This is a genomic window from Streptomyces sp. AA1529 (assembly GCF_000280905.1).
In the GTDB taxonomy this organism is placed as follows: domain Bacteria; phylum Actinomycetota; class Actinomycetes; order Streptomycetales; family Streptomycetaceae; genus Streptomyces.
The window spans coordinates 282,044-306,076 of sequence record NZ_ALAP01000092.1 but is presented as its reverse complement, the minus strand read 5'-3'; the positions used below and the strand labels follow the sequence as shown (position 1 = coordinate 306,076).

The 24,033-nt window shown below is 74.9% G+C and carries 21 protein-coding genes; 7 read left to right on the top strand and 14 right to left on the bottom strand.

Translation table 11 applies throughout. From position 1 onward, the window contains the following. Positions 1-16 precede the first annotated feature (16 nt). Both A949_RS0127205 and A949_RS0127200 read right to left on the bottom strand, forming a co-directional pair. A complete protein-coding gene (locus tag A949_RS0127205) occupies positions 17-571 on the bottom strand; it encodes a 2'-5' RNA ligase family protein (protein WP_019359214.1) in 555 nt (184 codons plus the stop codon). 29 nt (positions 572-600) lie between these two features. After that, positions 601-969 carry a nuclear transport factor 2 family protein gene (locus A949_RS0127200; protein ID WP_019359213.1) on the bottom strand — a complete coding sequence of 123 codons (369 nt, stop codon included), beginning with the start codon at positions 967-969 and terminating at the stop codon, positions 601-603. A gap of 284 nt (positions 970-1,253) precedes the next feature. Between A949_RS0127200 and A949_RS0127195 the strand changes: the two genes are divergently transcribed. Next, on the top strand, positions 1,254-2,720 hold the full coding sequence (locus tag A949_RS0127195; RefSeq protein WP_026005083.1) for a hypothetical protein: 1,467 nt from the start codon (positions 1,254-1,256) through the stop codon (positions 2,718-2,720). A 34-nt stretch (positions 2,721-2,754) separates the two neighbouring features. Here the strand turns inward: A949_RS0127195 and A949_RS0127190 are convergent, their stop codons facing one another. Next, complete coding sequence (locus A949_RS0127190; RefSeq protein WP_019359211.1) at positions 2,755-4,146, bottom strand: NADP-dependent succinic semialdehyde dehydrogenase; 1,392 nt, start codon at positions 4,144-4,146, stop codon at positions 2,755-2,757. A gap of 46 nt (positions 4,147-4,192) precedes the next feature. Then, complete coding sequence (locus tag A949_RS0127185; protein WP_019359210.1) at positions 4,193-4,387, bottom strand: hypothetical protein; 195 nt, start codon at positions 4,385-4,387, stop codon at positions 4,193-4,195. 769 nt (positions 4,388-5,156) lie between these two features. Between A949_RS0127185 and gdhA the strand changes: the two genes are divergently transcribed. Then, positions 5,157-6,509, top strand: coding sequence for an NADP-specific glutamate dehydrogenase (gene gdhA, locus A949_RS0127180; protein ID WP_019359209.1), 1,353 nt, complete (start codon positions 5,157-5,159; stop codon positions 6,507-6,509). A 143-nt stretch (positions 6,510-6,652) separates the two neighbouring features. On the opposite strand, the gene A949_RS0127175 is transcribed toward gdhA, so the two are convergent. From A949_RS0127175 to A949_RS35765, 6 genes are all read right to left on the bottom strand, one after another. Beyond that, positions 6,653-8,035 (bottom strand): glutamate-cysteine ligase family protein, encoded by a 1,383-nt coding sequence (locus tag A949_RS0127175; RefSeq protein ID WP_019359208.1) that lies wholly within the window; start codon positions 8,033-8,035, stop codon positions 6,653-6,655. A 169-nt stretch (positions 8,036-8,204) separates the two neighbouring features. Continuing rightward, positions 8,205-8,765: a hypothetical protein gene (locus A949_RS0127170; RefSeq protein WP_019359207.1), complete on the bottom strand. Its 561-nt coding sequence runs from the start codon at positions 8,763-8,765 to the stop codon at positions 8,205-8,207. An 87-nt stretch (positions 8,766-8,852) separates the two neighbouring features. Continuing rightward, the gene (locus tag A949_RS0127165) at positions 8,853-9,752 is read right to left on the bottom strand and encodes a 4Fe-4S domain-containing protein (protein ID WP_019359206.1); all 900 of its coding nucleotides are present in this window, start codon (positions 9,750-9,752) and stop codon (positions 8,853-8,855) included. Between the two features lie 256 nt (positions 9,753-10,008). Further along, entirely contained in the window at positions 10,009-10,758 is a 750-nt protein-coding gene (locus A949_RS0127160; protein WP_019359205.1) for an MIP/aquaporin family protein, read from the bottom strand. A 267-nt stretch (positions 10,759-11,025) separates the two neighbouring features. After that, positions 11,026-11,766: a methyltransferase domain-containing protein gene (locus tag A949_RS0127155; protein ID WP_019359204.1), complete on the bottom strand. Its 741-nt coding sequence runs from the start codon at positions 11,764-11,766 to the stop codon at positions 11,026-11,028. Between the two features lie 248 nt (positions 11,767-12,014). Next, complete coding sequence (locus tag A949_RS35765; protein ID WP_019359203.1) at positions 12,015-13,055, bottom strand: NUDIX domain-containing protein; 1,041 nt, start codon at positions 13,053-13,055, stop codon at positions 12,015-12,017. Positions 13,056-13,293: 238 nt separating this feature from the next. Here A949_RS35765 and A949_RS0127145 point away from each other — a divergent pair, with 238 nt between their 5' ends. From A949_RS0127145 to A949_RS0127125, 5 genes are all read left to right on the top strand, one after another. Continuing rightward, positions 13,294-13,827: a hypothetical protein gene (locus A949_RS0127145; protein WP_019359202.1), complete on the top strand. Its 534-nt coding sequence runs from the start codon at positions 13,294-13,296 to the stop codon at positions 13,825-13,827. A gap of 116 nt (positions 13,828-13,943) precedes the next feature. Continuing rightward, positions 13,944-14,561 (top strand): DNA polymerase ligase N-terminal domain-containing protein, encoded by a 618-nt coding sequence (locus A949_RS0127140; RefSeq protein ID WP_019359201.1) that lies wholly within the window; start codon positions 13,944-13,946, stop codon positions 14,559-14,561. Continuing rightward, the gene (gene ligD / locus A949_RS0127135) at positions 14,558-15,571 is read left to right on the top strand and encodes a non-homologous end-joining DNA ligase (protein ID WP_026005080.1); all 1,014 of its coding nucleotides are present in this window, start codon (positions 14,558-14,560) and stop codon (positions 15,569-15,571) included. The genes A949_RS0127140 and ligD overlap by 4 nt, the downstream gene beginning before the upstream one ends. 94 nt (positions 15,572-15,665) lie before the next feature. Beyond that, on the top strand, positions 15,666-16,280 hold the full coding sequence (locus tag A949_RS0127130; RefSeq protein ID WP_019359199.1) for a DUF5709 domain-containing protein: 615 nt from the start codon (positions 15,666-15,668) through the stop codon (positions 16,278-16,280). Positions 16,281-16,543: 263 nt separating this feature from the next. Beyond that, complete coding sequence (locus A949_RS0127125; protein WP_019359198.1) at positions 16,544-17,161, top strand: response regulator transcription factor; 618 nt, start codon at positions 16,544-16,546, stop codon at positions 17,159-17,161. A gap of 79 nt (positions 17,162-17,240) precedes the next feature. Here A949_RS0127125 and A949_RS0127120 read toward each other — a convergent pair whose 3' ends face one another. The 4 genes from A949_RS0127120 to lanKC are packed head-to-tail and all read right to left on the bottom strand — an operon-like array spanning position 17,241 to position 23,920. Next, entirely contained in the window at positions 17,241-19,178 is a 1,938-nt protein-coding gene (locus A949_RS0127120; RefSeq protein WP_078565540.1) for an ATP-binding cassette domain-containing protein, read from the bottom strand. Then, on the bottom strand, positions 19,171-21,000 hold the full coding sequence (locus A949_RS0127115) for an ABC transporter ATP-binding protein (protein ID WP_019359196.1): 1,830 nt from the start codon (positions 20,998-21,000) through the stop codon (positions 19,171-19,173). Before A949_RS0127115 ends, A949_RS0127120 begins: the two co-directional genes overlap by 8 nt. A 4-nt stretch (positions 21,001-21,004) precedes the next feature. After that, positions 21,005-21,127: a SapB/AmfS family lanthipeptide gene (locus A949_RS37355; RefSeq protein ID WP_019359195.1), complete on the bottom strand. Its 123-nt coding sequence runs from the start codon at positions 21,125-21,127 to the stop codon at positions 21,005-21,007. Between the two features lie 36 nt (positions 21,128-21,163). Continuing rightward, positions 21,164-23,920, bottom strand: a complete 2,757-nt coding sequence (gene lanKC, locus A949_RS0127105) for a class III lanthionine synthetase LanKC (RefSeq protein WP_019359194.1) — start codon at positions 23,918-23,920, stop codon at positions 21,164-21,166. Between the last annotated feature and the right edge of the window lie 113 nt (positions 23,921-24,033).

Sequence of the window (24,033 nt, the reverse complement as noted above, 5' to 3'; positions counted from 1 at the left end):
CGCCGCCCGGGCCGGCTCAGCCGCCCAGCGGGAAGCCGAGCCAGGGAAGCCAGCGGCCCTCCTCGTGGACGACCAGCTCGACGCGGCTCACCCGCGCGGTCACCGGCAGCCGTGCCGTCAGCTGCGCGGCGATCCGCCGGTGCACCCCGGCGCCGCCGCTGTTGGCGACCGTGAGGTGCGGCTCCACCGCGCCGAGGACCCCGCCGTAGGGCGGATGCGAGGGCCAGCGGGCGGCTGCCGCGGCGGTCAGCGCGCGCAGCGGGGCAGCGGGTTCGGGCACCAGGTGCAGCACGCCGGGGAAGGAGCCGCAGCGGCCGAACGTGACCGTGAAGGGCCGGTGCCGGGCGTACAGCGCCGCCAGCGCCGCCCGCTGGGGGGCACGTATCCGGTCGCGGTGGAGGAAGGGGAACAGCACCGTCAGATGTGCTGTTCCCCCGTGCCGCGCGGCCGTGTCGTAGCGTGCGCGCCAGCCGCGGACCAGTGGGTCCACCTCCGGCAGCAGCACGCTCAGCGCCGTCGTACCGGTTGCGACGGGCCAGTCCGCGCCGGAATCCCGCGTCCCCGTGTCCATCCGGGCACCGTAGCCCGCCGCCCGGGAGGTCAGGCGCCGGGCACCCGGTCGAGGAACCCCTTGACCGACGCGATGCGGCCGTCGTCGGCCAGCGTGAGCACGTCCGACCCCGCCGCGGGAGCCGAGCCGTCGGCCGCGACGACCAGCTCCCAGGAGAACCGGGCGATGTCGTGGTGCCCGTCGACCGCCCCGGTCAGCCGGAACGTGCAGCCGGGGAACTGCTCCTGGGCGGCCCGGATGGCCGCGGACAGCTCCGGGTGGCCGGTGGCCTGCGCCAGGGGGTCGGTGTAGCTGCCCTCCTCGGTCCACGCCGCGGCCACGGCCGCGGCCAGGCTCGCCTCGTCCGGTGCGTTCCAGGCGGCGAAGTAGCGCTCCACAGCGGCTTCGTAGGTGTTCATGGTGCGTCGTCCCCTCGTCGTGTGCCGCCCGCCGGTGTGCTCCGGCGGGGCGATGCCATGACTGTGCCCCGGCGCCGGGTACCCGGTCGATTACGCGCGGGGTAATGCGGGGTGCCGCGGCGGGCACCGGCGGGCGGACCGCGCACGGTCCGGGTGACCGGCCCGGGACGGACGCCGCCGGGCCGGCGCGGCACCTCCGGCGCCTGCCGGACGCGGTGACCGCCGGACTCCGCGGCGCCGGAACGCGGTTGACGGACGCCCGGCGTGCCGGAAGAGTCCCCCGCGTGGAGATCGACGAACTGACGGGGCCGGAGCGGCGGGTGTGGGAGGCGTTTCCCCGGGGGCGGACCGTGGATCTCTCCGCGGCCGCCGAGCGGTCGGTACGGGCCCGGGTGCTGCGGGCCCTGCTGCTGACCTCACCCGCCGAGGACGGGGAGATCCCCGCACTGCGGCTGCGCGGCGCCCGGATCACCGGCGAGTTCAATCTGCATTCCGGGGCGGTCAGGGCCCCGGTGTCGCTGCGGGAGTGCGTGTTCGAGGAGACTCCGGTGCTCTACGGCGCCGAGTTCCGGCAGCTCTCCCTGAGCGGCTGCCGGATGCCGGGACTGTGGGCGGCGACGCTGCGGGTGGCCGGTGCGCTGCGGCTCAACGACTGCCGGGTACCGGGGTCGGTGGGCCTGTCCGGAGCGCGGGTGGGGGGAGCTCTCTTCCTGGACCGCGCGGAGCTGGGCACCCGGGCCACCGCCGGGGAGCCGGAAGCGGCGGCGGCCGAGCGCGAGGGCGGCAGCCTCAAGCTGGACCACGCCACCGTCGGCGAGGACCTGCAGGCCACACGGCTGACGGTGCACGGGCGGACCCGCCTGGACGGGCTGACGGTGGCCGGACTCGTCCGGCTCGACGGTGCCCGGCTGCTGTACCCCGGCGGCGGCAACACCGCGCTGCACGCCGAGACCCTCACGGTCGGTACCGATCTGCACGCCATGCGGCTGCACGCCGAGGGCCGGGTCAATCTGCGCGGGGCCACCGTGCCGGGCCAGCTCAACCTCGCCTACGCCCGGCTCTCCAACCCCGGCGGGGTCGCGCTGCGGGCCAGCAGTTGCACGGCGGCCGAGTTCTGGCTCCGCGACGCGCCGCCCGTCCAGGGCACCGTCAATCTGCGCCGGGCCCGGTTCGAACTGCTGCACATACGTCCCGAGGTGTGGCCCGCGCAGGTGCAGCTGGACGGGCTGACCTACACCGCGCTCACCCCCGTCCTCCCGGCCGCCGACCGGCTCCGGGTGCTCGCCCGCGAGGCGGACGGCTATGTGCCCTTCGCCTACGAGCAGTTGGCCACCGCCTACCGGCACATCGGGGACGACGCGGCGGCGCGCTCCGTGCAACTCGCCAAGGAGCGCCGCCACCGGGCCACCCGGCCGCTCTACGGACGGCTGTGGGGCCATCTGCAGGACGCGACCGTCGGCTACGGTTTCCGCCCCATGCGGGCGGCCGGGTGGCTGGTCGGTCTGCTGCTGGTGGGCGCGCTCGCCTACGGGCTGCATCCGCCGCGCCCGCTCAAGGCGGACGAGGCCCCCGAGTTCAACCCCCTCGCCTACGCACTCGACCTGCTGCTGCCCGTCGTCGACTTCGGGCAGGAGAAGTCCTATGCGCCGGAGGGCGGTTACCAGTGGCTGGCCTACCTGCTCGTCGTCGCGGGCTGGGTGCTGGCCACGACGTTCGTGACCGGCGTCAACCGCGCGGTGACGCGGAACTGAGCGCGCCGTCCGCGGTCCCCGCCCCTCCGGAGGATCAGGGACCGCGCCAGACGGTCGTCGCGTTGCAGAACTCGCGGATGCCGTGCCCGGCCAGCTCCCGGCCGTAGCCGGAGCGCTTCACCCCGCCGAAGGGCAGTGCCGGATGCGAGGCGGTCATCCCGTTGAAGAAGACCCCACCCGCCTGGAGGTCCTGGACGAAGCGGTCCGCCTCGCACTCGTCCCGCGTCCACACATTCGAACTAAGGCCGAACGGAGTGTCGTTGGCGAGCGTCACCGCCTCCTCCAGGTCCGCCACCCGGTAGAGGGTCGCCACCGGGCCGAACGTCTCCTCGCGGTGGATGCGCATCTGCGCGGTGACCCCCGTGAGCACGGTCGGCTCGTAGTAGAAGCCCTGCTCCAGTCCCTGCGGCCGACGGCCCCCGCACAGCGCCTGCGCCCCCTGGGCCAGCGCGTCGGTGACCAGCTCCTCCAGGTCCTCGCGGCCCCGGGCGCCGGAGAGCGGGCCGACATCGGTGCCCGGCTCCATGGGATCGCCCACGGTCAGCCCCAGCATGCCCGCCGTGAACCGCTCGGCGAACGCGTCGAACACGTCGGTGTGGACGAGGAAGCGCTTGGCGGCGATGCACGACTGCCCGTTGTTCTGCACCCGCGCGGTCACCGCGGTGCGCGCGGCGGCCTCGACGTCGGCCGACGGCATCACGACGAAGGGGTCGCTGCCGCCGAGTTCGAGGACGGTCTTCTTGATCTCGTCGCCCGCCACCGAGGCGACCGCCCGCCCCGCGCCCTCGCTGCCCGTCAGCGTCGCCGCGACCACGCGCGGGTCGCGCAGCACCTCCTCGACGGCGCCGGAGGAGATCAGCAGCGTCTGGAAGCAGCCCCGCGCGAAGCCCGCCCGGTGGAAGAGGTCGCCCAGGTAGAGCGCGGTCTGCGGCACGTTCGAGGCGTGCTTGAGCAGTCCGACGTTGCCCGCCATCAGCGCGGGCGCCGCGAACCTGACGACCTGCCAGAGGGGGAAGTTCCACGGCATGACGGCCAGCACCGGCCCCAGCGGCCGGTAGCGCACCTCGGCCCGCACCGCTCCGGAGTCCGCCACGTCCCCGGGGGCCGGATACTCGGGGGCCAGCAGTTCCTCGGCGTTCCGGGCGTACCAGCGCATCGCCTTGACGCACTTGGCGGCCTCGGCCCGGGCGGCGGCCAGCGGCTTGCCCATCTCCGTCGTCATGACGCGGGCGACACCCTCCGTCTCCCGCTCCAGCAGGTCCGCGGCCGCGTTCAGCAGCCGGGCCCGCTCCTCGAACGTGGTGGTGCGGTAGCCGCGGAAGGCGGCGTCCGCGTCCGCGAGACGCTGCTCCACCTCGGCGGCGGAGAGCGGATCGAAGGTCTTGACGGTCGTGCCGTCCGCGGGGTTCACCGTGGCGATGGGCATGGCCACCTCTCAGCCGTGGGCCCGGCGGGACCGGGCGGCGGGATCGTCAGGGCTCCGTCGCCGGAGGCACGTCCTCGGGGTCGTAGTCGTCGACCCCGGTCTCGACCCGTTCCCGTTCCGTACGCCGGGCCAGCGCCTCGTCGTCCGGCTTCTCCGGCATTCCGCCGTGCGTCCGGCGCTCCTCGGGCCCGCGGATCCGGTCGGGCTCGCTGCCTTCGTGGTCCGGTCGGCGCTTGGACATCTGCCGCTCCTCACCGTGAGCAGGTGTGCTCCTGGCACCCCCACTCCAGGGAACACCTTTCCGGCGGGTCGCACCAAGCGGAGCCGCCCGGCGCGCTCCCGGTGCCGGGTCGGCCACGGTCGGTGGCCGGTGGCGGCCGGTGGTGGCCGGTGGTGGCCCCGGGCGGGGCGCACGCGGACACCGCCGCGCCGTGGGCCGGCCCGCGCGCCGGTCGGAGTGCGCCCCTCGCTCCCCTTTCGGCAGGCAGCCGCTCCCGGGTGCGCGTCCGCGCGTCGGGGGAGTGCGGCTACGGGCCGCCGCGCGGCCCGGGGCGGACACCGGGCCCTCCGCGACGGCCCGGCCGCGTCCGGCGGGCCTCGACGGTCCGGGTACGGCCCGCTCCCGCCGCTGCCGTACCGCCGGGACCGGCCGCGCACCGGACCTGTCCGCCGTCTCCGGTACGGCCGTCTCCCCGCCGAACGGGAGGGCGGCCAGGGAGCGTGCGTCGCCGGGTCTCCCACTCGCAGGCGACCCGGACGGCCACCGGGCACCCGCCGCCGCTGTGCCCGGGGCCGGGCTGCCCGCGCGCGATCGACACCGCACGCACGCGAGTTCGACCGGAGGTGCGCCGGCCGCCCGGCGGGCCGCGCCGGGCGTGCCCGGGTCAGCCGGGAGCGCCCGGCGCTCGCGAGAGTGTTTCTCGCCACTCGCGAGCCTGACTCGTGGCAGCCGAACGTACCCTCGTCACCAGCCTGCCCCGGAGGGCCGGGCGGCCGTGCGAGCGACGAGGATGATGTCCGTGGATGCCAGCAGCCGTGTCGAAGCGGTGTACGCCGAGGTTCTGCGCCGGAACCCCGGGGAACCCGAATTCCACCAGGCCGTGCGGGAGGTGCTGCACAGCCTGGAGCCGGTGCTGCGCAAGTGTCCCCAGTACGCGGACGCGAACCTGGTGGAGCGGCTGGTGGAGCCCGAGCGGCAGGTCATCTTCCGGGTGCCGTGGACGGACGACGCGGGCGAGGTGCACGTCAACCGCGGCTACCGGGTCCAGTTCAGCAGTGCGCTGGGTCCGTACAAGGGCGGACTGCGCTTCGTGCCGCAGCTCTCGCTGGGCACCGTGAAGTTCCTCGCCTTCGAGCAGATCTTCAAGAACGCGCTGACCGGGCTGGGCATCGGCGCCGGCAAGGGCGGCGCCGACTTCGATCCCAAGGGGCGCAGCGACGCGGAGGTCATGCGTTTCTGCCAGTCCTTCATGACGGAGCTGCACCGCCATCTCGGTGAGCACACCGACGTGCCCGCGGGCGACATCAATGTCGGCGCCCGCGAAATCGGCTACCTGTTCGGCCAGTACAAGCGGCTGGCCAACCGCTACGAGGCGGGCGTGCTCACCGGCAAGGGCATCGGCTGGGGCGGGTCCTACGCCCGCACCGAGGCCACCGGATACGGCACCGTCCACTTCGTCCAGGAGATGCTCGGCACCCGCGGCGAGGAACTGGACGGGCTCCGGGTCGTCCTCTCCGGCTCCGGCAACGTCTCCCTCTTCGCCGTCGAGAAGGCCCAGGCTCTCGGCGCCCAGGTCGTGGCCTGCTCCGACTCCTCCGGCTATGTGGTGGACGAGGCGGGACTCGACCTCGACCTGCTCAAGGAGATCAAGCTGGAGCGCCGCGGCCGGCTGGACACCTACGCCGAGGCACGCGCCGGGGCCCGGTTCAGCAGCCGCGGCTCGGTCTACGACGTGCCCTGCGACGTCGCCCTGCCGTGCGCCACGCAGAACGAACTCCGCGAGGAGCACGCTCTCGTCCTCGTCAAGAACGGGGTCAAGGTGGTGGCCGAGGGCGCCAACATGCCCTGCACCCCCGACGCGGTGGCCGTGCTGCGCGAGGCGGGCGTCCGCTACGGCCCCGGCAAGGCCGCCAACGCGGGCGGTGTGGCCACCTCCGCGCTGGAGATGCGGCAGAACGCCGCCCGCGAATCCTGGACGTTCTCGGAGGCCGAGGCACGGCTCGCCGTGGTGATGCGGGGAATCCACGCCGACTGCGTCACCGCTGCGGAGGAGTTCGGCACCCCCGACGACTACGTGCTGGGCGCCAACGCCGCGGGGTTCCTCCGGGTCGCCGAGGCGATGCGCGACCAGGGCGTGGTGTAGCGCCCGGCGGAACCGGTCCGGGCCGGTACCGTCCGCGGACTCCCGTCCGCGGTCCGGTCCGGCGTACGCGGCAGCCGCGGCGCGCCGGAGCGCCCGCCGGCTCCGTGCTCCGGAGCGGCGCCCGCTCGCTGTGGGAGCGGGGATCACCCGGGGATGCGGTGCCGCGCGATGTGGCGCGCCGGGAACGTGGCCGGATCCTCGCGCAGCCGGTCGAGCGTGCGCTGCGCGAAGGTGACGCCGGAGGCGGCGACTTCCTGCAGCGGAGCCAGGAACTCCAGGGCCTCCGGGCGCTCGACGCCCTCGGCGATCCGCGCCCGCAGGCCGGTCTCGCTCAGCCGCAGCAGTTCGGCCGCCACCTCCCGTACCGGACGGCCCGCCAGCCGGGCGGCCGTTCCGCGGCGGGCGATGTCGCGGACCCCCGCGCGGTGCTCCGCCGCGCCGATCCCGCGCAGCAGTTCCCAGGCCGCGGCGCGGGACGGTGGGTGATAGCACAGCCCGGTCCAGAACGCGGGCGCCGCGCAGAGCGCCCCGTAGGGCGGGCCGTCCACCGCGCGCAGCTCCAGGGTGTCGCGCAGCCGTACGTCCGAGAAGATCTGCGACAGATGGGCCCGCCAGTCCTCGGGCCCCGGCCGGCTTCCGTCCCCGAAACCCTCCCGCAGCAGCGTGCCGAACGGCTCCGGCGGCGCGGCGCACCGGCCGCCGTCCGGCGACGCGCGGTGGATCATCGGAAGGCCCAGTGCCCAGTCGATGAACGCCTCCACGTCCACGTCCTCGCGCAGCAGCGCCGGGACGACCCCGGTGCGCGCCGGATCGGTCCGGCTGAGGTAGTCCATGCGCCGCGACAGCCACCCGCACGGACGGCCCCCCTCCAGCGGCGCGTTGACGAACAGCGCCGCCGCCGGGGTGGAGGCGGCCGACAGCACCCGCAGCTTCTCCGCCAGATCCGCGGGCCCGCCGTAGTCGAGCGACACCTGCGTGGAGAGAGCCAGCGACATCACCTGCACCCCGGCGGAGCCGGGCGGACCCAGCCCCTCGAAGTGGCGCCGCATCACCGGGGTCCGCGAGTGCGGCACCCAGGGCACCTCGGCGGGCGTCGTGAACGGGTACTGCGCCCCGGGTACCAGCGCGAAGCCGAACCGTCCGGCCGCCGCGGCCAGTCCGCGCAGCGCCCGGTCGGTCACCTCGGCGAGGGCGGCGACGCACGAGCACGGCGGGGAGGAGTACTCGACCGCGCCTCCGTGCTCCAGCGAGACCGAGCCGCCCTCCGCCAGCCGCACACCCACCAGTGCCCCGCGGTCGTACTGGGGCACCGCTCCGGGCCGGTCGGCGGCGAGCCGCTCCAGCAGGGCGCGTACCCCGCCCGGCCCGGCGTACGGCGCCGCACGGCCGGTGGCCGGGTCCAGCGCCGCCGCCTCCACCTCGATCCCGACCAGGCCGCGACCGGCCGCGCCCGCGCCGGTCTGCTGCGCGAAGACCGCCCGCAGCTCCGCTCGGGAGAGGGACGGCGGGACGGGAGCGGGAGCCATGACGCACCTCGAAGCGGATCGGTCGGCATCGGTCCGGGACGCAGGAAACGGAACCATCCCGCCGTCCCGAGCGCCGGGTACCCCGGCGTACCGCCGCGACAGGTGACCCCTTCGGCCCACGTCCGCGCCCGCCGGCGACGCCCGGCGGTCTCCGCGGTGTGCGCCCGCCTCAGATCAGCCAGGCGCCCGCGGTGACCGCGCCGCACGCGGCGCCCGCGGCCGTCTGCGCCACCGTGTGGTACTCCAGCGCGATCCGGGACCAGCACACCGCCACCACCAGCGGGCAGGCCAGCAGCCACCAGGGGGAGTGCACCACGGCCGCCATCGCCACCACCGACGCGGCCACCGCCGAGTCCACGCTGATCTTCCAGACGGTGTTCACCGCCAGCAGGCACACCGTCATCGCCCACAGCGCCACCATCGCGACCAGAATGTCGCGTGGGGCCCGCCCCAGCACCATCACCAGTGCGCCGACCCCCACCGATCCGAGGATCACCACGAAGATCGGCAGCCGCTGGGTGCGGTCCACCACGTGCCGGTCGCCCCAGGTGCCCCGGCTGCGCTCCCACTCGATGTAGGAGGCCGGGACGAGGCCCGCGCACAGCGCCGCGAACAGCCCCCAGGGGGCGCCCGTCCAGTTCCCCGCGGCGGCCACTCCCAGCCCGGTCAGTCCCACCAGCAGCGCGTTGCGGGGCTGCAGGACATCGGTGACCAGGCGTGCGGCTCTCACGGCGCGGCTCCTCGCGGGGCAGGGGTGCCGCAGGAGGCGCGGCGGGCGCCACCACCGTAGCGGGGCGCCCGGACAGCGGGCCGGGCACTACCACCGTACGGCGGTGAAGTCGACGGGCCGCGGCCGCAGGGTGGCGGCGCGCTCGGCCAGCCGCCGCAGGCGCCGCCCCATCTCCTCCGGGGGCAGTCGCTTGCGCCCGCCGTGCCCGGGCAGCAGCCATGTGAAGCGCAGCTCGCCCGCCACCGAGGCCAGCGAGGCGGCGAGTTCCTCGATGGAGTACCAGGTGACGCTCTGCGCGACCTCCAGGTCGTCCAGGGTCCGCGCCCAGTAGAAACTGTCCCCGCTGAAGCAGTAGCGCTCGTCGGCCAGGTACAGGACGCTGCCGCGGGTGTGGCCCGGCAGCGGGACGGCGACGACACCCTCGCCGATCTCGGTGGGCGCCCGGCCGCGCAGCACCCGGTCGGCGTCCGGGGCGGCGTCCAGGTCCCCCTCGTGGATCCACAGGCGGGCATCCAGCCGGTCGGCCCAGCGCCGGCCGTGCGCCGCGTGGTCCCGGTGGGTGAGCAGCACGTCGGTGATGCGGCGGTCCGCCGTCCAGCGCCGGGCCAGCGGCTCGCCGTAGCGCGGGGTGTCGACCATCATCCAGTGCCCGGAGGGACGCCGCAGCAGGTAGGAGTTGGCACCGGCGGTCCGGGGCGAGTTGTGTCCGCACAGCAGCACGTTCTCGTCGAGCGGAAGCGGGAACGGGTCGTCGGGTTCCGCCGGGTCGAACCGGCCACCCGGCGGGCGGATCGACCGGGTGTGGCAGGCCAGCGCGGCGGCCCGCAGCTGCGCGGTCTCGGCCGGGTTCTGCGGCTGCCGGACGAGCTCGGAGCGGCCCGGCGCGGCGCGGACGAGTCCGGGGGCGAGCTGGCGGGCCACGTCGCAGTCGGTGCAGCGCTCGTCGACGTACCAGCCGGCGGGCCCGGCCTCGGCGGTGCTCTCCATGGGAACTCCCTCCTGGCGGCGCGCACGCCGGGTGCGGCGCGCCCGGGCGTGCCGCGGTTGCCGGCACGTCTCCACCAGGACAACCCGCTGACGGGCGGGAGCGAAAGAGCGCATCCTCCGTCTCCCGCCCGGGTGCGGCGGCTTCGCGTCGCTGCCCGCACCGGAGAACTGCTGCCGCAGCACGTCCAGCAGTTGCCGGCCGGGGCCGCCACCGGGGCCGGGGCCGACCGCCCCGGTGGTGGCCCCGCGCCGGGCCCTACGCCGGATAGGCCAGGTAGAGAAGGGCTGCCAGGACGGCACCGAGCAGCGGACCGACGACAGGGACCCAGGAGTAGGCCCAGTCGGCCTTGCCTTTGCCCTTTATGGGCAGCACGAACGCATAGGCGAGCCGCGGACCGAGGTCGCGGGCCGGGTTGATGGCGTAGCCGGTCGGCCCGCCGAGCGAGGTGCCGATCACCAGCACGACGAAGGCGACGCCGGCGTATCCCAGGGCGGAGTTGCCGAACTCGGGTATGCCCCCCTCGCCGGGGCCGGGCTTGAAGGTCGGGGAGAAGAGGATGAAGGCGATCAGGACGAAGGTGCCCAGCACCTCGGTGACGGTGTTCCAGAAGCTGTTGCGGATGGTCGGCGCCGTGGAGAACACGCCGAGTGTGCCCGCCGGATCGTCGTGGTGGTCGAACTGCAGCTTGTAGGTGGCCCAGCACAGCACCGCGCCGATGACACCGCCGAGCAGCTGCGCCAGCATGTAGACGGGGACGTCCGACCAGTCGGTCTTGTCGGCGACGGCGAGGGCGAGTGTGACCGCGGGGTTGAGATGCGCGCCACTGGGCGCCGCGACACTGGCGCCGGTGAAGACCGCGAACCCCCAGCCGATGTTGATGAACAGTATGCCCCCGCCGTTCCCGTTCGTTCTCCGCAGTGCGTGGTTGGCGACAACCCCGGTACCCAGCATGACCAGCACTGCGGTCCCCAGCAGTTCCCACAAGAAGATCGAGCCCGCGCTCATCCGCTACCTCCACAACGTCGCGGCTCAACACGCCGCGCTCTCGGCGGCGATGGGCGCGCACCCTACTGGCACATCAGTGCGCCCCTCCAGGGAGGCGACGGAGAATTCCCTGCGGAGACGCGGTTCTCCCGCGCCGGGTCCGGGTGGTGCGGAAGCCCCCGGACACACCGTGCCGAGTGCCGGGCGCGTCCGCCGGGGACCGGACGTCGCCGCGGGAGGCGGGTCTTTGGGCGGGGCGCCGCGGTGCGGGGCGCCGTGCCGTTTGGGTCAGTCGCGGCGTGCCACCAGCAGGTCCACCACGTAGACCTCCTCCACCTGCTCGTCCGGGAAGAGCGCGCGCAGTCGGGTGCGTTCGGTGTCCAGGAAGTCGCGGGTGGCCTGCTCGGGCATGACCAGGAATCCCGAGTGGCTGGCCAGGTTGCCCAGATGGAGGTCGAGCGGGACGGTGCGGCTCCACCGGGTGTGCCGGTGGGACAGCCGGAGTCCGTCGAGGCCGGCCCTGCGGAGCGCGCCGTGGTCGCCGACCTGGTTCAGGGGTGGGGAGGAGACGCCCGTGTGGTGGGTGATGCGCTCTGCCTGCGCGCCGATCCAGGGCACGTCGTGGGCGGTGAGGTTCCACCAGACGACGAGCGATCCGCCCGGACGCAGCACGCGCATCGCCTCGGGGACCGCCCGGTGCGGCTCCGCCCAGTGCCATGCCTGCGCGTAGGTGACCAGGTCGCGGGACCCGTCCGCGAGGGGCAGGGCGTTGGCGTCCCCGCGTACCAGCGGTACGTCCGGCAGGCTCTTGCGGAACCATGCGGCCATGCCCTCGCCGGGCTCCACCGCGACCACGTCGGCGCCGCGTTGCACGAGCTGCGTGGTGGAGATGCCGGTGCCCGCCCCCACATCGGCGATCCGGGCTCCCGCCAGGGGTATCTGCGAGAGCTCCTCGACCAGCTCGAACAGCGCGGGTGGGTAGAACGGCCGGAAAGCGGCGTAGCGGTCGGGCGCCGTGTTGAACGACATCGCTCGGGTCATAGGGGTCACCGACCCATCCTGCCCGCCGCTGCTCCGCCTATTACCGGGCTCCGGGCCGGAGGCGCGAGGCCACCGCACCGTCGCGCGATGCCGGTGCGGAGAAGTCCCGCGGCGGGCCGGGCCCGATCCCACCCCGGGCCGATCCCACTCCGAACTCCGGCCCGGCCCCCGGCCCCCCGGGCCGTGCGCCGGAAGCCGGGCGGCCCGGCGGTGTGCGCCGCGGTCCGTTGCCGGGCTCACCGCTGCGGCGGCAGCCCCTGGGTGCGGTCCGGTGCTCCGCGGGTCCGGCCGGGCGCGCTGCTCAGCAGGCGGGTCTCGTGCGGGGGGAGGAACCGGGCGGCGTCGTCGGGGGTGAGCCAGTGGCCGCCGGTGCGGTGCAGCGGGACGAGCGTATGGGCTTCGAACAGGTGGGCCAGCAGGGTGCGGCCTCCCGAGGGGCACAGCGTGCTGTCGACGGCCAGCAGCCGCCCCACGGTGAGTCCCGCCGCATCGCCCAGATGGGTGTTCAGGGCCCGCGCCGCGCTTGCCGCGGGGGTCTCCGTCGCTGTCACCAGGGCTCCGGGCAGTCGACAGGGCGCACCTCCGCCCCAGGCGTCCCCGGCCTCGTCGGCGTCGAGCACGAGAATCCGGCCCGTCGCATCCGTGACCAGCGCCGCGGCGGCCACCGCCGGCCCGGGCAGCAGGGCGCGGCGGTCGCCTTCGTCGAGGGGGGCCGGGTGACCGTCCAGCAGGTGCGCCGTGTGGGCGCCGTGCTCGGCGGCGAGGGCGGCGGCCGTGCGGCGCCGCAACCGCTCGGGCAGCCTTGCCAGCGCCTCGTTCGGGGGAAGGAAGACGGCAGCGCGCAGCTCGTCCCGTTGCAGCCGCAGGTCGTGCGCGCTCACCGGGTGCGGGAGGTGGACGGCGTACACGCAGGCGGTGAGTGCCCTGCCGTAGACCGCGGCGGGTACGTTGTCGACGGCGAGCAGCCGCCCGACGCGCAGCGCGGGGGGCTGCAGTTCCTCCCGGAGCTCCCGCACCAGGCCGTCGACCAGGCCCTCGTCGTCGACCATGCCGCCGGGCAGATCCCAGTCCGCCTTGTAGACCGGGTCGACTACCAGGAGGTCGCCGCGTTCGTCGCGGATCACCGCGTCCACGGCGGCGGCCGGCGCCGGGTGCGCGGCGAGGTAGGCGGCCAGCTCGTCCTGGGGGAGCGGCGCCGTCGCGGTGGCGGGTGCCCCGAGGGCCGGGGTGGACGCGGGTGCGGTGGTGGTGGCAGGCGTACGGGGTGTCGACGTCATGCGGCCCTCCTCGTGTCCGGTGGCGGAGGCGGGCCGGAACGGTGCCCGTGCCTCCAGTGAAGTCAACTGACCCGCCGCGGAATTGGGTACGCCGCTCGTTCGGCTCAGCCGCGGCGCCGCCGATCGGGTCTCCGGGCTGCTCAACGGATAAAAGGTGCATATGGTGGCCATTCGGCGGAGGTGGCCGGCGAGGCGCCGCGAGCCGCACCGGTACCGGACGACGAGGGGAAGCGCGACGGTGAGCGAACAACTGAGCGGCGAGCTGGGCGGGAGCGGGGCCGCGGCCCCCGGCACCGCCACCCGCGCCCACGTCCGGGTACGACAGGGCCCGGGCAGCGTGCGCGAGGCCGCCCCGCCGCGGTCCGCGCACCCCGTCGTGCGGATCTTCGAGGACGCCGCGAGGTCCGTGCCCGGCTATCCGCTCACCCCCCTGGTGACCGACGAGTTCTGCGTACTGATCGGCCCGGGGAACGCCTCCACCATGATCGCCGTCTACTTCGACGACGTGGCCACGCTCTGGGTGGACCAGTACATGTGGAGCGAGTACGAGTGGTCCGACCTGGACATGGGCGAGCTGGGCTTCCTGGCCGAAGCCGTGGCGGCCGTGCAGCGCGGGGACGGTGCCGTGCACTTCCGGGAGGACGACGGGCGCCTCGTCCATCTCGGCGGCCGGGTGGGCAACCACGTCATCGGTCCCGGCGGTGTCCATCCGCCGCCGCTCACCCTGCCCCTCATCCCGTGGGCGACCCAGCTCGGCCCCGCCCCCCGCTGAGCGGCTCCGGCTGCGGCCCCGCACATCTGGCGCCACAGTGGAACCCGGGGCGCGCCCGGCGTGCCCGCGGCGGAAGCCGAGCGGCGCCGGCACCGGCACGGATTCGAGGACCAGGCATGAGCGGCGACGACGACGTGCTGCGGACCTACCGCGGCAAGCGGCGCTTCGACCGGACGGCGGAGCCCCCGGGCGGATCGCCGGAGGGCGGCGGCGAACCGCGCTACGTGGTGCAGATCCACGACGCGACCCGGCTGCACTTCGACTTCCGGCTGGAGTGGGACGGTGTGCTGAAGTCCTGGTCGGTGCCCAAGGGCCCCTCCACGGACCCGCACGACAAGCGGCTGGCCATGCCCACCGAGGACCATCCGCTGGAGTACCGCACCTTCGAGGGCGTCATCCCGGCGGGAGAGTACGGCGCCGGGCCGGTCATCGTCTGGGACGAGGGCACCTACGAGCCGCTCTCCCGCGACTTCGGCAGAGCGCTGGAGAAGGGGCACATCTCCTTCCGCACCCACGGCGGCAAGCTGCGCGGCGACTGGGCCCTCTCCCGCTTCCGCGGCGGGGAGGACGGCGAGCGCGAGGCGTGGCTGCTGGTCAAGAAGAACGACCGGCACGCCTCCGCGCGCGGGACACCCGATCCGTGGCGCGTCCGCTCGGCCCGCAGCGACCGCACCCTCAAACAGGTCGCGCGGGAGGCGACCGAGGAGTGGACCCGGGAGGGCGGCCGGTCATGAGCGCTCTGCCGGACTCGCTCCCCGAGGAGCAGCGCGAGCTGCTGCGCCCGGCGCCCCCGGGTGCGGAGCTGGCCGGGCGGCCCATGCTCGCGGAGCTGAGCGACCGCCGGGACTTCCCCGCCGGCCGCTGGATCTTCGAACGCAAACTCGACGGAGTGCGGATGCTGGCGGTCCGGGAGCACGGCCGGGAGCGGCTGCTCTCCCGGACGGGGCGGCGCATGGCGGAGACCTGGCCGGAGATCGCCGACGCGCTCGCCGCCCAGAGCTGCCCGGACTTCACCGTCGACGGCGAGATCGTCGCCCTCGTGCACGGCCGCACCGACTTCGCCCGGCTCCAGCAGCGCATGCAGCTGAGCACCGCCCGGCGGGCCAGGGCCAGCGGCGTGGCCGTCACCTACTACGTGTTCGACCTGCTGCGGCTCGACGGCACGGATCTGACCCGGCTCCCGCTGCGCACCCGCAAATCGTTGCTGCGCCGGACGCTGGAGTTCGGCGGCCCGCTGCGCTTCACCACCCACCGCAACGAGGGCGGCGGACAGCTGCTGGAGCAGGCGTGCGCCCGCGGCTGGGAGGGCCTGATCGCCAAGCGGGCCGACGGGCGGTACCTGCCGCGCCGCTCACCCGACTGGCTCAAGCTCAAGTGCACCGGCGGCCAGGAATTCGTCGTCGGCGGCTTCACCGAGCCCGCCGGGACCCGCGAGGGCTTCGGCGCGCTGCTGCTGGGCCACTACGAGAACGGCGCGCTGCGCTACGCGGGCAAGGCCGGCACCGGCTTCGACCGGGGCACCCTGCTGTCCCTGCGCCGCGCGCTCGACCGGCTGGCGGCGGAGCGCTCCCCGTTCGCCGACCCGGTCCGCGAACGGGGCGTGCACTGGGTGCAGCCGCGCCTGGTGGCGCAGATCGGCTTCACCGAGTGGACACGCGACGGAATGCTGCGGCATCCCCGGTTCCTCGGCCTGCGCGACGACAAGGATCCCGGGGACGTCGTCCGGGAGCGGCCCCGCCGCTGACCGGCCGGACTCCGGCGCGTCCGGGGGTGCGGCCGCTGCGTAGCCGCGGGGTCCCTGGGGTACCCGCTGTGGGTCCCCACGAGAGGAGGCCGCCATGACGGGAGACGGCAGGGACATCCCCGCGGAGGAGGGCGTCACCATCGAGGACGCCGCCGAGTTGCGGCCCGGGCCCGTGCCGGGCCGGGAGCCGGGCGAGCGTCTGGAGCGCGGCCACTGGCAACCGCCCGTGGAGTCCGATCCTCCGCCGCGCGTCGCCGGGGACGACGGCGGCGGATTCGACACCTCGTTCCTGACCCCGCAGGCCGAGGCCGAGCAAGAGCACGCGGAACCCGCCGACCCGGGCGCCGAACCCGAGGACGAGGGCATTCCCGACCTGCAGGACGGCGGGCCGATGCAGCAGCGGTCCAGCGACCCGCAGCAGGAGTCGGTGCCCGGTGACACCCCGACCGCCGTGACGCGCGCCGCTCCCACCCCGGCGGAGATGCGTGCGGGCGAGTCGCTGGACGAGCGGCTCGCGGAGGAGGAGCCCGAGGAGTCCGAGCGGAAGGTGGTCTCCGGCCTGCCCGACGCTCTCGCGGGGGCGCTCCGTGCCGATCCCGAGGCGGCGCCGCCCCGCCGGCAGGACGTCTACGGCCGGGAGGCGGGCGAGAGCGAGGGGCTGTCCCCCGAGGAGCGCGCACTGCGGACGGTGGACGAGGACGAGATGTGAGCCGGGGGCGAGGTGGTCCCGCGGCGGGGTCGGGCGCAGGCGGCATCCGGGGTGGTACGGGGCAGGAGACGGAGCGGGGCATGGGGCGTACGGTCTGCGTCCCCACGCTGAATGCGCCCCCTAACGCGCCCCTCATAACACATCGCACACGTTTGGTCTCAATGTGTGGCCAAAACTGTGCGCCTCTTCGCTCCTATGAGCTTGTATGTATGGAGTTGCGCCTGTCATCCGTGAGGCGATCAGGCATCTAGGGGGGACCAAGAGTGATCCGGGTACTGCTGGTGCACGATGTCCGCATACTCCGCTGCGCGTTGGCCGCTCTGGTCGGCCGGGAGCCCGACATGGCCATCGAGGCCGCACCCGCCAAGGACGCGATGCGGCTGGCGCGGACGCGGACCGCCGACGTCTGCATCGTGGACGCCGATGTGACCAAACGGTCGCCGCTGGACGAACTGGCGGGGTTCTCCCGGACCGGTGCCGTACGGACCGCCGACGCGGCCCAGCGGCTGCTGGTACTGGTGAGCCAGCACTGCCCGGGGGCCCTGCGCCGGGCGCTGGACGTGGGAGCCCGCGGATTCGTGTGCAAGGACGCGCTCCCCGAGCAACTGGTGACCGGCATACGAAGAGTCGCCGCCGGCGAGCGCTTCGTCGACAACGCGCTCGCCGGCACCTTCTTACGCGCCTCGGAAGCCCCACTGAGCGAACGGGAGCTGACCGTGCTCTCGGCTGCGGCCGAAGGAGCGTCCGTCGGCGAGATCGCCCGGCATCTGGGGCTCTCCACCGGCACCGTGCGCAACTACATGTCCGCCATCACGCGGAAGACGGGCGCACGCAACCGGGTGGACGCCATCCGCATCTCCCAGGGAGCCGGCTGGCTCTGAGGGGGCTTCGGTGCGCGGGGAGCGCCGGCCGCTCCCCGCGGCCGCACACCGGTGCCGCCCCCGTGGGGGACCGTGCCCGTCACACCCGCGAGGGCGGAGCCCAGCCCGCCGCCAGGTCGCGGTAGAGCCCGGAGCGCTCCAGCAGCTCGGCATGGGTCCCGCAGCAGGTGTGTTCGCCGTCCAGCACCAGCACCCGGTCGGCGCGGAGAGCCGAACTGATCCGGTGCGCGATCACCACCAGCGCCCCGCCGCGCCGGATGAAGGCGCGCTCGGCCACCTCCTCGGCGGCGGGGTCCAGCTGGCTGCCCGCCTCGTCCAGGACGACCAGCGGGGCCGGGGACAGATAGGAGCGGGCCAGCGCGATCTGCTGCCGCTCACCCGCCGAGAGCGCTGCCGGATCCACCGGCCCGTCGATCCCGCCCAGCCGCCGCACGAGCGCGTCCGCCCCCACCGCCTCGGCGGCGCCGAGCAGCACCGGTCCCGGCACGGCGGCGCCGTCCGGCAGCAGACAGCACAGGTTCTCCCGCACGCTGCCGGTGAAGACGTACGACTCCTGCGGGATCAGCACCCGTTGCTCCACCGCCGGAGGCAACCGGGCCGGACGCGGAGCCCCTTCCGGCAGCGGCGGCAGGGCGGGGCTGCCGTGCAGCCTGATCTCGCCGCTCGACGGCCGCAGCACTCCGGCCACCAGCAGCGCCAGTGTGGACTTGCCCGCCCCGCTGGGGCCGACGACCGCCAGCCGCCCGTCCGGGGGGACCGTCAGATCGAGCCCGGCGAGCACCGGCTCGGCCGCCGGTCCGTAGGCGAAGGTGACTCCCCGCAGCTCCAGCGCGGGAGCCGCGGCGCCTCCCGCCCCGCCGGAGACGGCCGCCGCGCCGCCCCCGGGCACGCCCGCCCGCGGGCCGGGGAGCGGGGTGCGCGGCGGATCGGGGGACGGTTCCGGGGCTCCGTCCCGCAGCCGGCCGATCACCACCGCGAAGCGCGCACCGGCGCCGCCCAGGCCGTGCACCAGGCTCTGCAGCGCGGGCAGCAGCGCCTGGGTGAGGTAGGTGAGCGCCCCCGCCAGCGCCCCGGCGCTCACGCCCTGCCGCAGCAGCCACGGGGTGAGCACCAGCAGCAGCACCACCGGCAGCCGTCCGCCCAGCCCCAGCGCCAGCGCCCGGGCCACCCCCCAGTACGCGAGCGCGTCGGCCGCCCGCTGCTCCGCCGCCACCTTCTCCACCACGGACTGCCGCACCCGCTCCTGGGCCCCGCACGCGGTCACGTCCCGCAGCGCCCGCACCGTCGTGCCCGCCTCATGTGCCAGTTCCTCGTCCGCCACCAGGAAGTCCCGCTGCCGACGGGCGAGCGGCCGCAGGGTCCCGGCGAACACCGCGAGCCCGGCCACCAGCGGCGGTACGACGACCAGCAGCAGCACCGGCGCCAGCGCCAGGAGCCCGGAGACCGCGCCGATCAGGGTGAACAGGAACGAGCGCGAGACCATCACCAGCCCCGCGAAGCTGTCCCGGGCGATCTCCACCTGATGCGTCAGCCGGGAGACGACACCGGTACCCGCGGCGTCGTCCGCGGCCCGACCAGGGGCCCCGGCGGCGGCCACGGCCTCGTACAGCCCGCGGCCCACCACGCGGCGCACCAGTTCGTCCCGCAGCGGTTCGGCGAGCGCCGCGACCTGCCGGTAGACCCGTGCCGTGCCCCAGGCCCCCGCGAGCAGTCCGGCGGCGGCGACGCCCAGCCACCCCAGACCCACGGCCGGGCGGCCCGCCAGGAAACCGTCGTCCAGGGCCCGTGCGAGCGCGAATCCCAGCGCGAAGGTGTGCGCCGCCTCCAGCACCGACCAGCCCGCCAGCGCCAGCAGCACCCGTGGCCGCCGCAGCAGGAAGCGCACCCCGGCCCGTCCGAGCCCGCGCGGCGCCCGGTGCCGGCCGCCCGCGCGCCGGTGCGGCGCCTGCCGCTCCGCGGGTCCGGTGCCCACCCCCTCCACCGGGGCCCCGGGGGGTGCCGCCGCGGGCTCAGTCATCGTCGCTCCCGCTGCCGAAGAGGGACCGGTAGCCGGGCTGTTCCCACAACTGCCGGTGCGGAGCCAGCGCCCGGATCCGGCCGCCGTCCAGCCAGGCGGTCAGGTCCGCGCGGGCGGCGGTCGAGGCGCGGTGCGCGACGACCAGCCGGGTGCGTGCCCCGCCCCGCCCGCCCGGGTCCGCCAGCGCCCGGGTGACCTTCCACTCGGTCACCGTGTCCAGGCTGGAGGTGGCGTCGTCCAGCACGAGCACCCGGCCGTCCTGGGCGAGCGCCCGGGCCAGGCCCAGCCGCTGGATCTCGCCGCCGGAGAGCGGGGCCTGTGCGCAGGGCGTGCCGTAGCCGTGCGGCAGAGTACGGACGAACCCGTCGGCGCAGGCCGCGCGGGCCGCCGCGTGGACCCGGGCCTCGCGCCCCTCGTGTCCGGCGGGGATCCCGGCCGCGAGCGCTTCGCCGACCGTGGAGCCGAACAGCACCGGGCGTTCGAAGGCGAATCCGACGGCCCGCCGCAGGGCGGCCGGATCCAGTTCGGCCAGGTCGGTACCGTCCAGCAGCACCTGCCCGGCCTCCGGTTCGGCGAGCCGCCCGGCGACGGCTGCCAGCAGCGACTTGCCCGCTCCCGACCGGCCGACCACGGCGACCGTGGTGCCGCCGGGCACCACCAGGTCCACGTCGTGCAGCACCGGCTCACCCGCGTACGAGGCGCGCACACCGCGCAGTTCCAGCCGTCCCGGCCGGCCGCCCGCAGTGTGCTCCGGGGCCGCCCGGCGCCCGGTCGCCATGGCGGGCACCTCCAGGACCTCCGCCAGCCGCCGTGCCGCGGTACGGCCGCGCACCAGCGCGTTGAGCTGGCCGACGAGGGTGCCGACGCCTGCCGCCAGTACCGCGTACCGGGCGGCGGCCACCAGACCGCCCACGCTCAGCGCCCCCCGGCCCAGCAGCAGTCCGCCGACCGCGACCACCGCGACCTGGAGCAGCGGCACCAGCACGGCGGCCTGCGCGGTAGCCCGGCCCTGCACCTGCCACATTCGGTGGCCGTGTGCGGACAGTCGGTCCAGCGGTTCCAGCACCCGCTTCTGTTCACGTTCGCGCAGGCCGCCGGCCGCGATGGTGCGGGCTCCGGTCAGTGCCTCCACGAGCCGCCCGGCGAGCTGCGCCTGGGTCTCCTGGTAGCGGGTCACGCAGTCGGTCGAAGTGCGGGAGAACGCGCGCAGCAGCAGCACCAGCAGCGGGGTGCCGGCGAGGAAGACCGCCGCGAGCCGCAGGTCGAGCACCGCGAGTGCCACGAGCGCACCCACCGGCGTGACCAGCGCGGCCAGCGCGGAGGCGACGCTGCCGGGTGCCGTGCCCGCGTGCGCGGCGTTTCCGGTGCAGCGGGTGACCAGGTCCCCGTGGCTGAAGCGGCCCGCACGGTGCGGTCCCACCGCCAGCAGATGGCCGGCCAGCCGGGTGCGCAGCCCGGCTGTGGTACGGGAGTTGAGCGTGCCGGTCAGCACCGCGTCGGCCGCGTCCAACGCCACCGAGGCGGCGGTCAGCGCTGCGCAGCAGGCGAGCCAGCGGCCCGTCTCGGCGCCGTCGGCCGCCTCGCCGGCCAGCAGCAGATCGAGGGTGCGGCCCAGGGCCGCGGGCAGTGCCAGCGCGGCGAGCGCAGCCCCGGTCGCCGTGGCGAACAGCGCGAGGGTGCGCCACAGGTGCGGCCGTCCCGCGGCGAGCAGCAGCCGGTCGGCGGGAGCGCGGCGGGCCGGGCCGGCCGGCGGTCCGGAGACAGGGGAGTGCCCCCGGGCGGGGGCAGAACCCCGCCCGGGAGCACTGGGTGCGTGAGTCACCCGGTCACAGGCACAGGAGCGCGCTGTGGGAGCTGAGCTTGTCGCACAGGAGCAGGCTGGCGCTGCTGTCGTCGCCGCCGCCGGTGCGCTCCTCGGGCTCCATGGTCTGCAGGTCCAGAAGGGCCATGATGTTTCCTTCCCTATCGGGGTGTTGGGTTGTGTGTTACAGGGACGGTTGTGCTTCGGTACGGCCCCCGCCCCGGAGGCCGGTCTGTGGGCCGCCGGGTGCCGGCGCGCTGCTGTGGCGCGCGGCCGGCCCGGGCGGCGGTGTGGCGCTGCGCTGCGCCGGTGGTGCCAGGAACGGCAGGCTCGGCGGGGTCCCGCCGGCCGCGGTGCCGACGGCGGCACCCGTGGCGAGCAGGCAGCCCGCGGTGCCGGTCGCCAGATCCATCGACAGCCGCATCATCTGGTCGCCGGGGAAGGCGAGGCCCTCCTGGTACGTCATCCCGTACCAGCCGAGCCCGGTGAGCTGCGCCTGCCGGTCGGCCTCGGTGACACCGGGCGCGGTGGTCCGGCTGAGGTGCAGCAGCATCCCGGCCCGGCCCTGGAAGAGCCCGGGCTGCGCGTAGTAGCGCATCCGTGCGGCGGGCAGGATGCCCTCCCGCGCGGTCGCGAAGCCCTCGTGGTCCGGCCGGTGGCCCAGGAAGTCGTCGAGCACCATGCCGATGCCCACGCTGCCCGCACCCAGGTAGGGCATCACCCGGCTGCCCTCGTCGACCTGCCAGGTCCCCGCGCTGTCCCGGACGCAGTGCGCCAGGTCGCGGGCGAGCGCGCGGTCGGCCAGGTCGAGCAGCGCGGGGTCGCCGTGCCGTTCGTACAGCCGCAGGAACAGCAGCGCGGATCCGGTGGCACCGTGCAGCAGCCCGGCCCGGTTGACTCCCCGGGTGCCGTCGTCGGGTTCGTCCAGCCGCCGCGCCAGCAGCCGGGCGGCCTCCAGGGCGGCCGAGTGCAGCCGCTGCTCACCGGTGTCGTCCGCGAGTTGCTCCAGCGCGAGACCGAGACCGGCGAGACCGCCGTGCAGGGAACTGCCCAGCCGCTGCCACTTCTCGTCCAGCACCCGCTCGGTCAGCTCCAGCGCCCGCTTGGTGTGGCCGAAGCGGGCCAGTACGCAGGCGACTCCGGGCAGGCCGTCGTAGAGCCCCAGCGGGGTGCCGCGCGGCGGGGGGTCGGTGTGCCGCAGCAGCCACTCCTCGCCCTCCGGGAAGCGGGCGGCGCCCGTCTCGGCGAGCGCGTGCAGCACTCCGGCGGCGCCGTGCGCCAGCCCGAGCCCTCCGCCGTCGTTGAACTGCGCCACGTCGCCCGGGAAGAGCCGGTCGTCGCGCTCGGGAGTGGCCGAGGCGAGAATCGCCCGCACCATCGCGTCCCGGGCCGACGGCCAGTCGCCGGGCGCGGGAGCCGCGGCGACCCGGGTGCCACGGACCGCGGCGGTACCGGCGGCCGTGCCCTCGATGGTGGCGACGGCCTCGGCCAGGAACTCCGGCGGGATGCCGGGGAACTGCTCGGCGGCGATCTCGGCCAGGTGCGCCGCCTTGGCCCGGTCGACCGCCAGCAGCGTCGTCATCGGGACGAACAGCGCGAGCCGCAGGCATGCCAGTGCGTAGCGGTCGATCTCGTAGCGGGTGCGGTCGGCCGGGGCGATGAATCCGGGGTGCGCGACGATCTGGCGCGGGTCGTCCTCGGCGGGTGCGGCCGCCTCGAAGTCCAGCAGCGCGACGGACTGCTCGTCGGGCGCCACCATGATGTTGAACATGTGCAGGTCGTTGAAGACGATGCCCCGCTCGTGCACCGCCGCGACGGCGTCCTCCACCAGCCGGTGCATGCGCAGCGCCCACTCGGTGTGCCGGGTGAGTGCTTCCGGGTCGGGATCGGAGCTCAGCAGCGGATGGCGTCTGGCGAAGAAGGAGTTGAGGGTCTGCCCCGCGAGCTCCTCCATCACCAGGAACCGGTGCCCGTCCAGTTCGAACCAGTCCCGGACGGCCGGTACCACCGGCAGTCCGGCGAGCCGGTCGAGTGCGGCCTTCTCGCGTTCCAGCCGGGCCACCGCGTCGGCGCCGTCGGCCGCGAGTCCGGCGTGCGGCCGTGCCTCCTTGAGCACGACCCGGCTCCCGTCCCGGGTGTCGACGCCGCCGTAGACACCACCGCCGTTGGAGAAGTGCAGCGCCCGCTCGATCCGGTAGGGCAGCTCCTGGACGGTGGCCGCGTCGCGCGCCGCCAGCTCCGGCCGGAGGAAGGCGGGCAGCGTCACCCCGTCGGGCACCCGGAACGCGGGGTCCTTGCGGTCCGGGACGAGCCGGCCGCCGGCGTCCTCCACCGCCGGTACGAGCCTGCCCTGGCCGTCGACGCAGAATCGCGGCGCGAAGCCGCCGTAGCGTACGTACAGCGGTCCGGTGCGCCAGCGCAGATCCGTCAGGATGTACGGCCCCGGCCGGCCCGACAGGCTCTCGTCCAGCTCGCGCAGAATGCTCTCGAGCTGTGTCTCGTCGGCCGGGTATATCGTGGCGAATTTACCGCTCGTGCCGCGCCCGGCATATTTGGCGTTGCGCAGGTACAGGAGGGTGCGGTGCGGCACGAATTTGAAGGGAATTCCGCGGGGTACGCAGTGGTCCCAGATCGCCGTGCCGATTTCGTCCGCGTTGTCGAGAGTCGCCGAGGCGTGAATCTTCCAGCCCTGCAGCGGGAATTCTCCCGCCACCGGGCGCAGCTCCAGCCAGTCGCCGGACCGGGTCTGCCGCCAGCCGGCGGGGACGGGTCGGCTCGCTACCGGGAATGCGCCCGGATCAGCGGAACGGTCGGCGGCCGACTCGTCGGACCGTCTTCCCGTGTCGTCCGTGGCGGTGCGTGACGCGGAGTCCGACAAGCGGTCGGGTGTTTCGTAGAAATACGGGTCCGCGAGACAGAAGATCTCGTACCGCTTGTCCATCGTTCCCCTCCCCTCGGAAGCACGGATCAAGCGTGCAGCATGTGTGAGGGGAATGTGTAGTCAGTTCTGTCACGAACGTGATGTGAGGAACGCACGGGTAGCTCATGGGCCAT

What these genes read in the sequence shown, in the direction of transcription:
- A949_RS0127155 (WP_019359204.1), bottom strand. Translation starts at nt 11,766, where the DNA reads ATGTCGTTCAACACGGCGCCCGACCGCTACGCCGCTTTCCGGCCGTTC.
- A949_RS0127185 (WP_019359210.1), bottom strand. Translation starts at nt 4,387, where the DNA reads ATGTCCAAGCGCCGACCGGACCACGAAGGCAGCGAGCCCGACCGGATC.
- lanKC (WP_019359194.1), bottom strand. Translation starts at nt 23,920, where the DNA reads ATGGACAAGCGGTACGAGATCTTCTGTCTCGCGGACCCGTATTTCTAC.
- A949_RS0127130 (WP_019359199.1), top strand. Translation starts at nt 15,666, where the DNA reads ATGACGGGAGACGGCAGGGACATCCCCGCGGAGGAGGGCGTCACCATC.
- A949_RS0127140 (WP_019359201.1), top strand. Translation starts at nt 13,944, where the DNA reads ATGAGCGGCGACGACGACGTGCTGCGGACCTACCGCGGCAAGCGGCGC.
- A949_RS35765 (WP_019359203.1), bottom strand. Translation starts at nt 13,055, where the DNA reads ATGACGTCGACACCCCGTACGCCTGCCACCACCACCGCACCCGCGTCC.
- A949_RS0127200 (WP_019359213.1), bottom strand. Translation starts at nt 969, where the DNA reads ATGAACACCTACGAAGCCGCTGTGGAGCGCTACTTCGCCGCCTGGAAC.
- A949_RS0127205 (WP_019359214.1), bottom strand. Translation starts at nt 571, where the DNA reads ATGGACACGGGGACGCGGGATTCCGGCGCGGACTGGCCCGTCGCAACC.
- A949_RS0127165 (WP_019359206.1), bottom strand. Translation starts at nt 9,752, where the DNA reads ATGGAGAGCACCGCCGAGGCCGGGCCCGCCGGCTGGTACGTCGACGAG.
- A949_RS0127175 (WP_019359208.1), bottom strand. Translation starts at nt 8,035, where the DNA reads ATGGCTCCCGCTCCCGTCCCGCCGTCCCTCTCCCGAGCGGAGCTGCGG.
- A949_RS0127160 (WP_019359205.1), bottom strand. Translation starts at nt 10,758, where the DNA reads ATGAGCGCGGGCTCGATCTTCTTGTGGGAACTGCTGGGGACCGCAGTG.
- A949_RS0127120 (WP_078565540.1), bottom strand. Translation starts at nt 19,178, where the DNA reads ATGACTGAGCCCGCGGCGGCACCCCCCGGGGCCCCGGTGGAGGGGGTG.
- A949_RS37355 (WP_019359195.1), bottom strand. Translation starts at nt 21,127, where the DNA reads ATGGCCCTTCTGGACCTGCAGACCATGGAGCCCGAGGAGCGCACCGGC.
- A949_RS0127190 (WP_019359211.1), bottom strand. Translation starts at nt 4,146, where the DNA reads ATGCCCATCGCCACGGTGAACCCCGCGGACGGCACGACCGTCAAGACC.
- gdhA (WP_019359209.1), top strand. Translation starts at nt 5,157, where the DNA reads ATGATGTCCGTGGATGCCAGCAGCCGTGTCGAAGCGGTGTACGCCGAG.
- ligD (WP_026005080.1), top strand. Translation starts at nt 14,558, where the DNA reads ATGAGCGCTCTGCCGGACTCGCTCCCCGAGGAGCAGCGCGAGCTGCTG.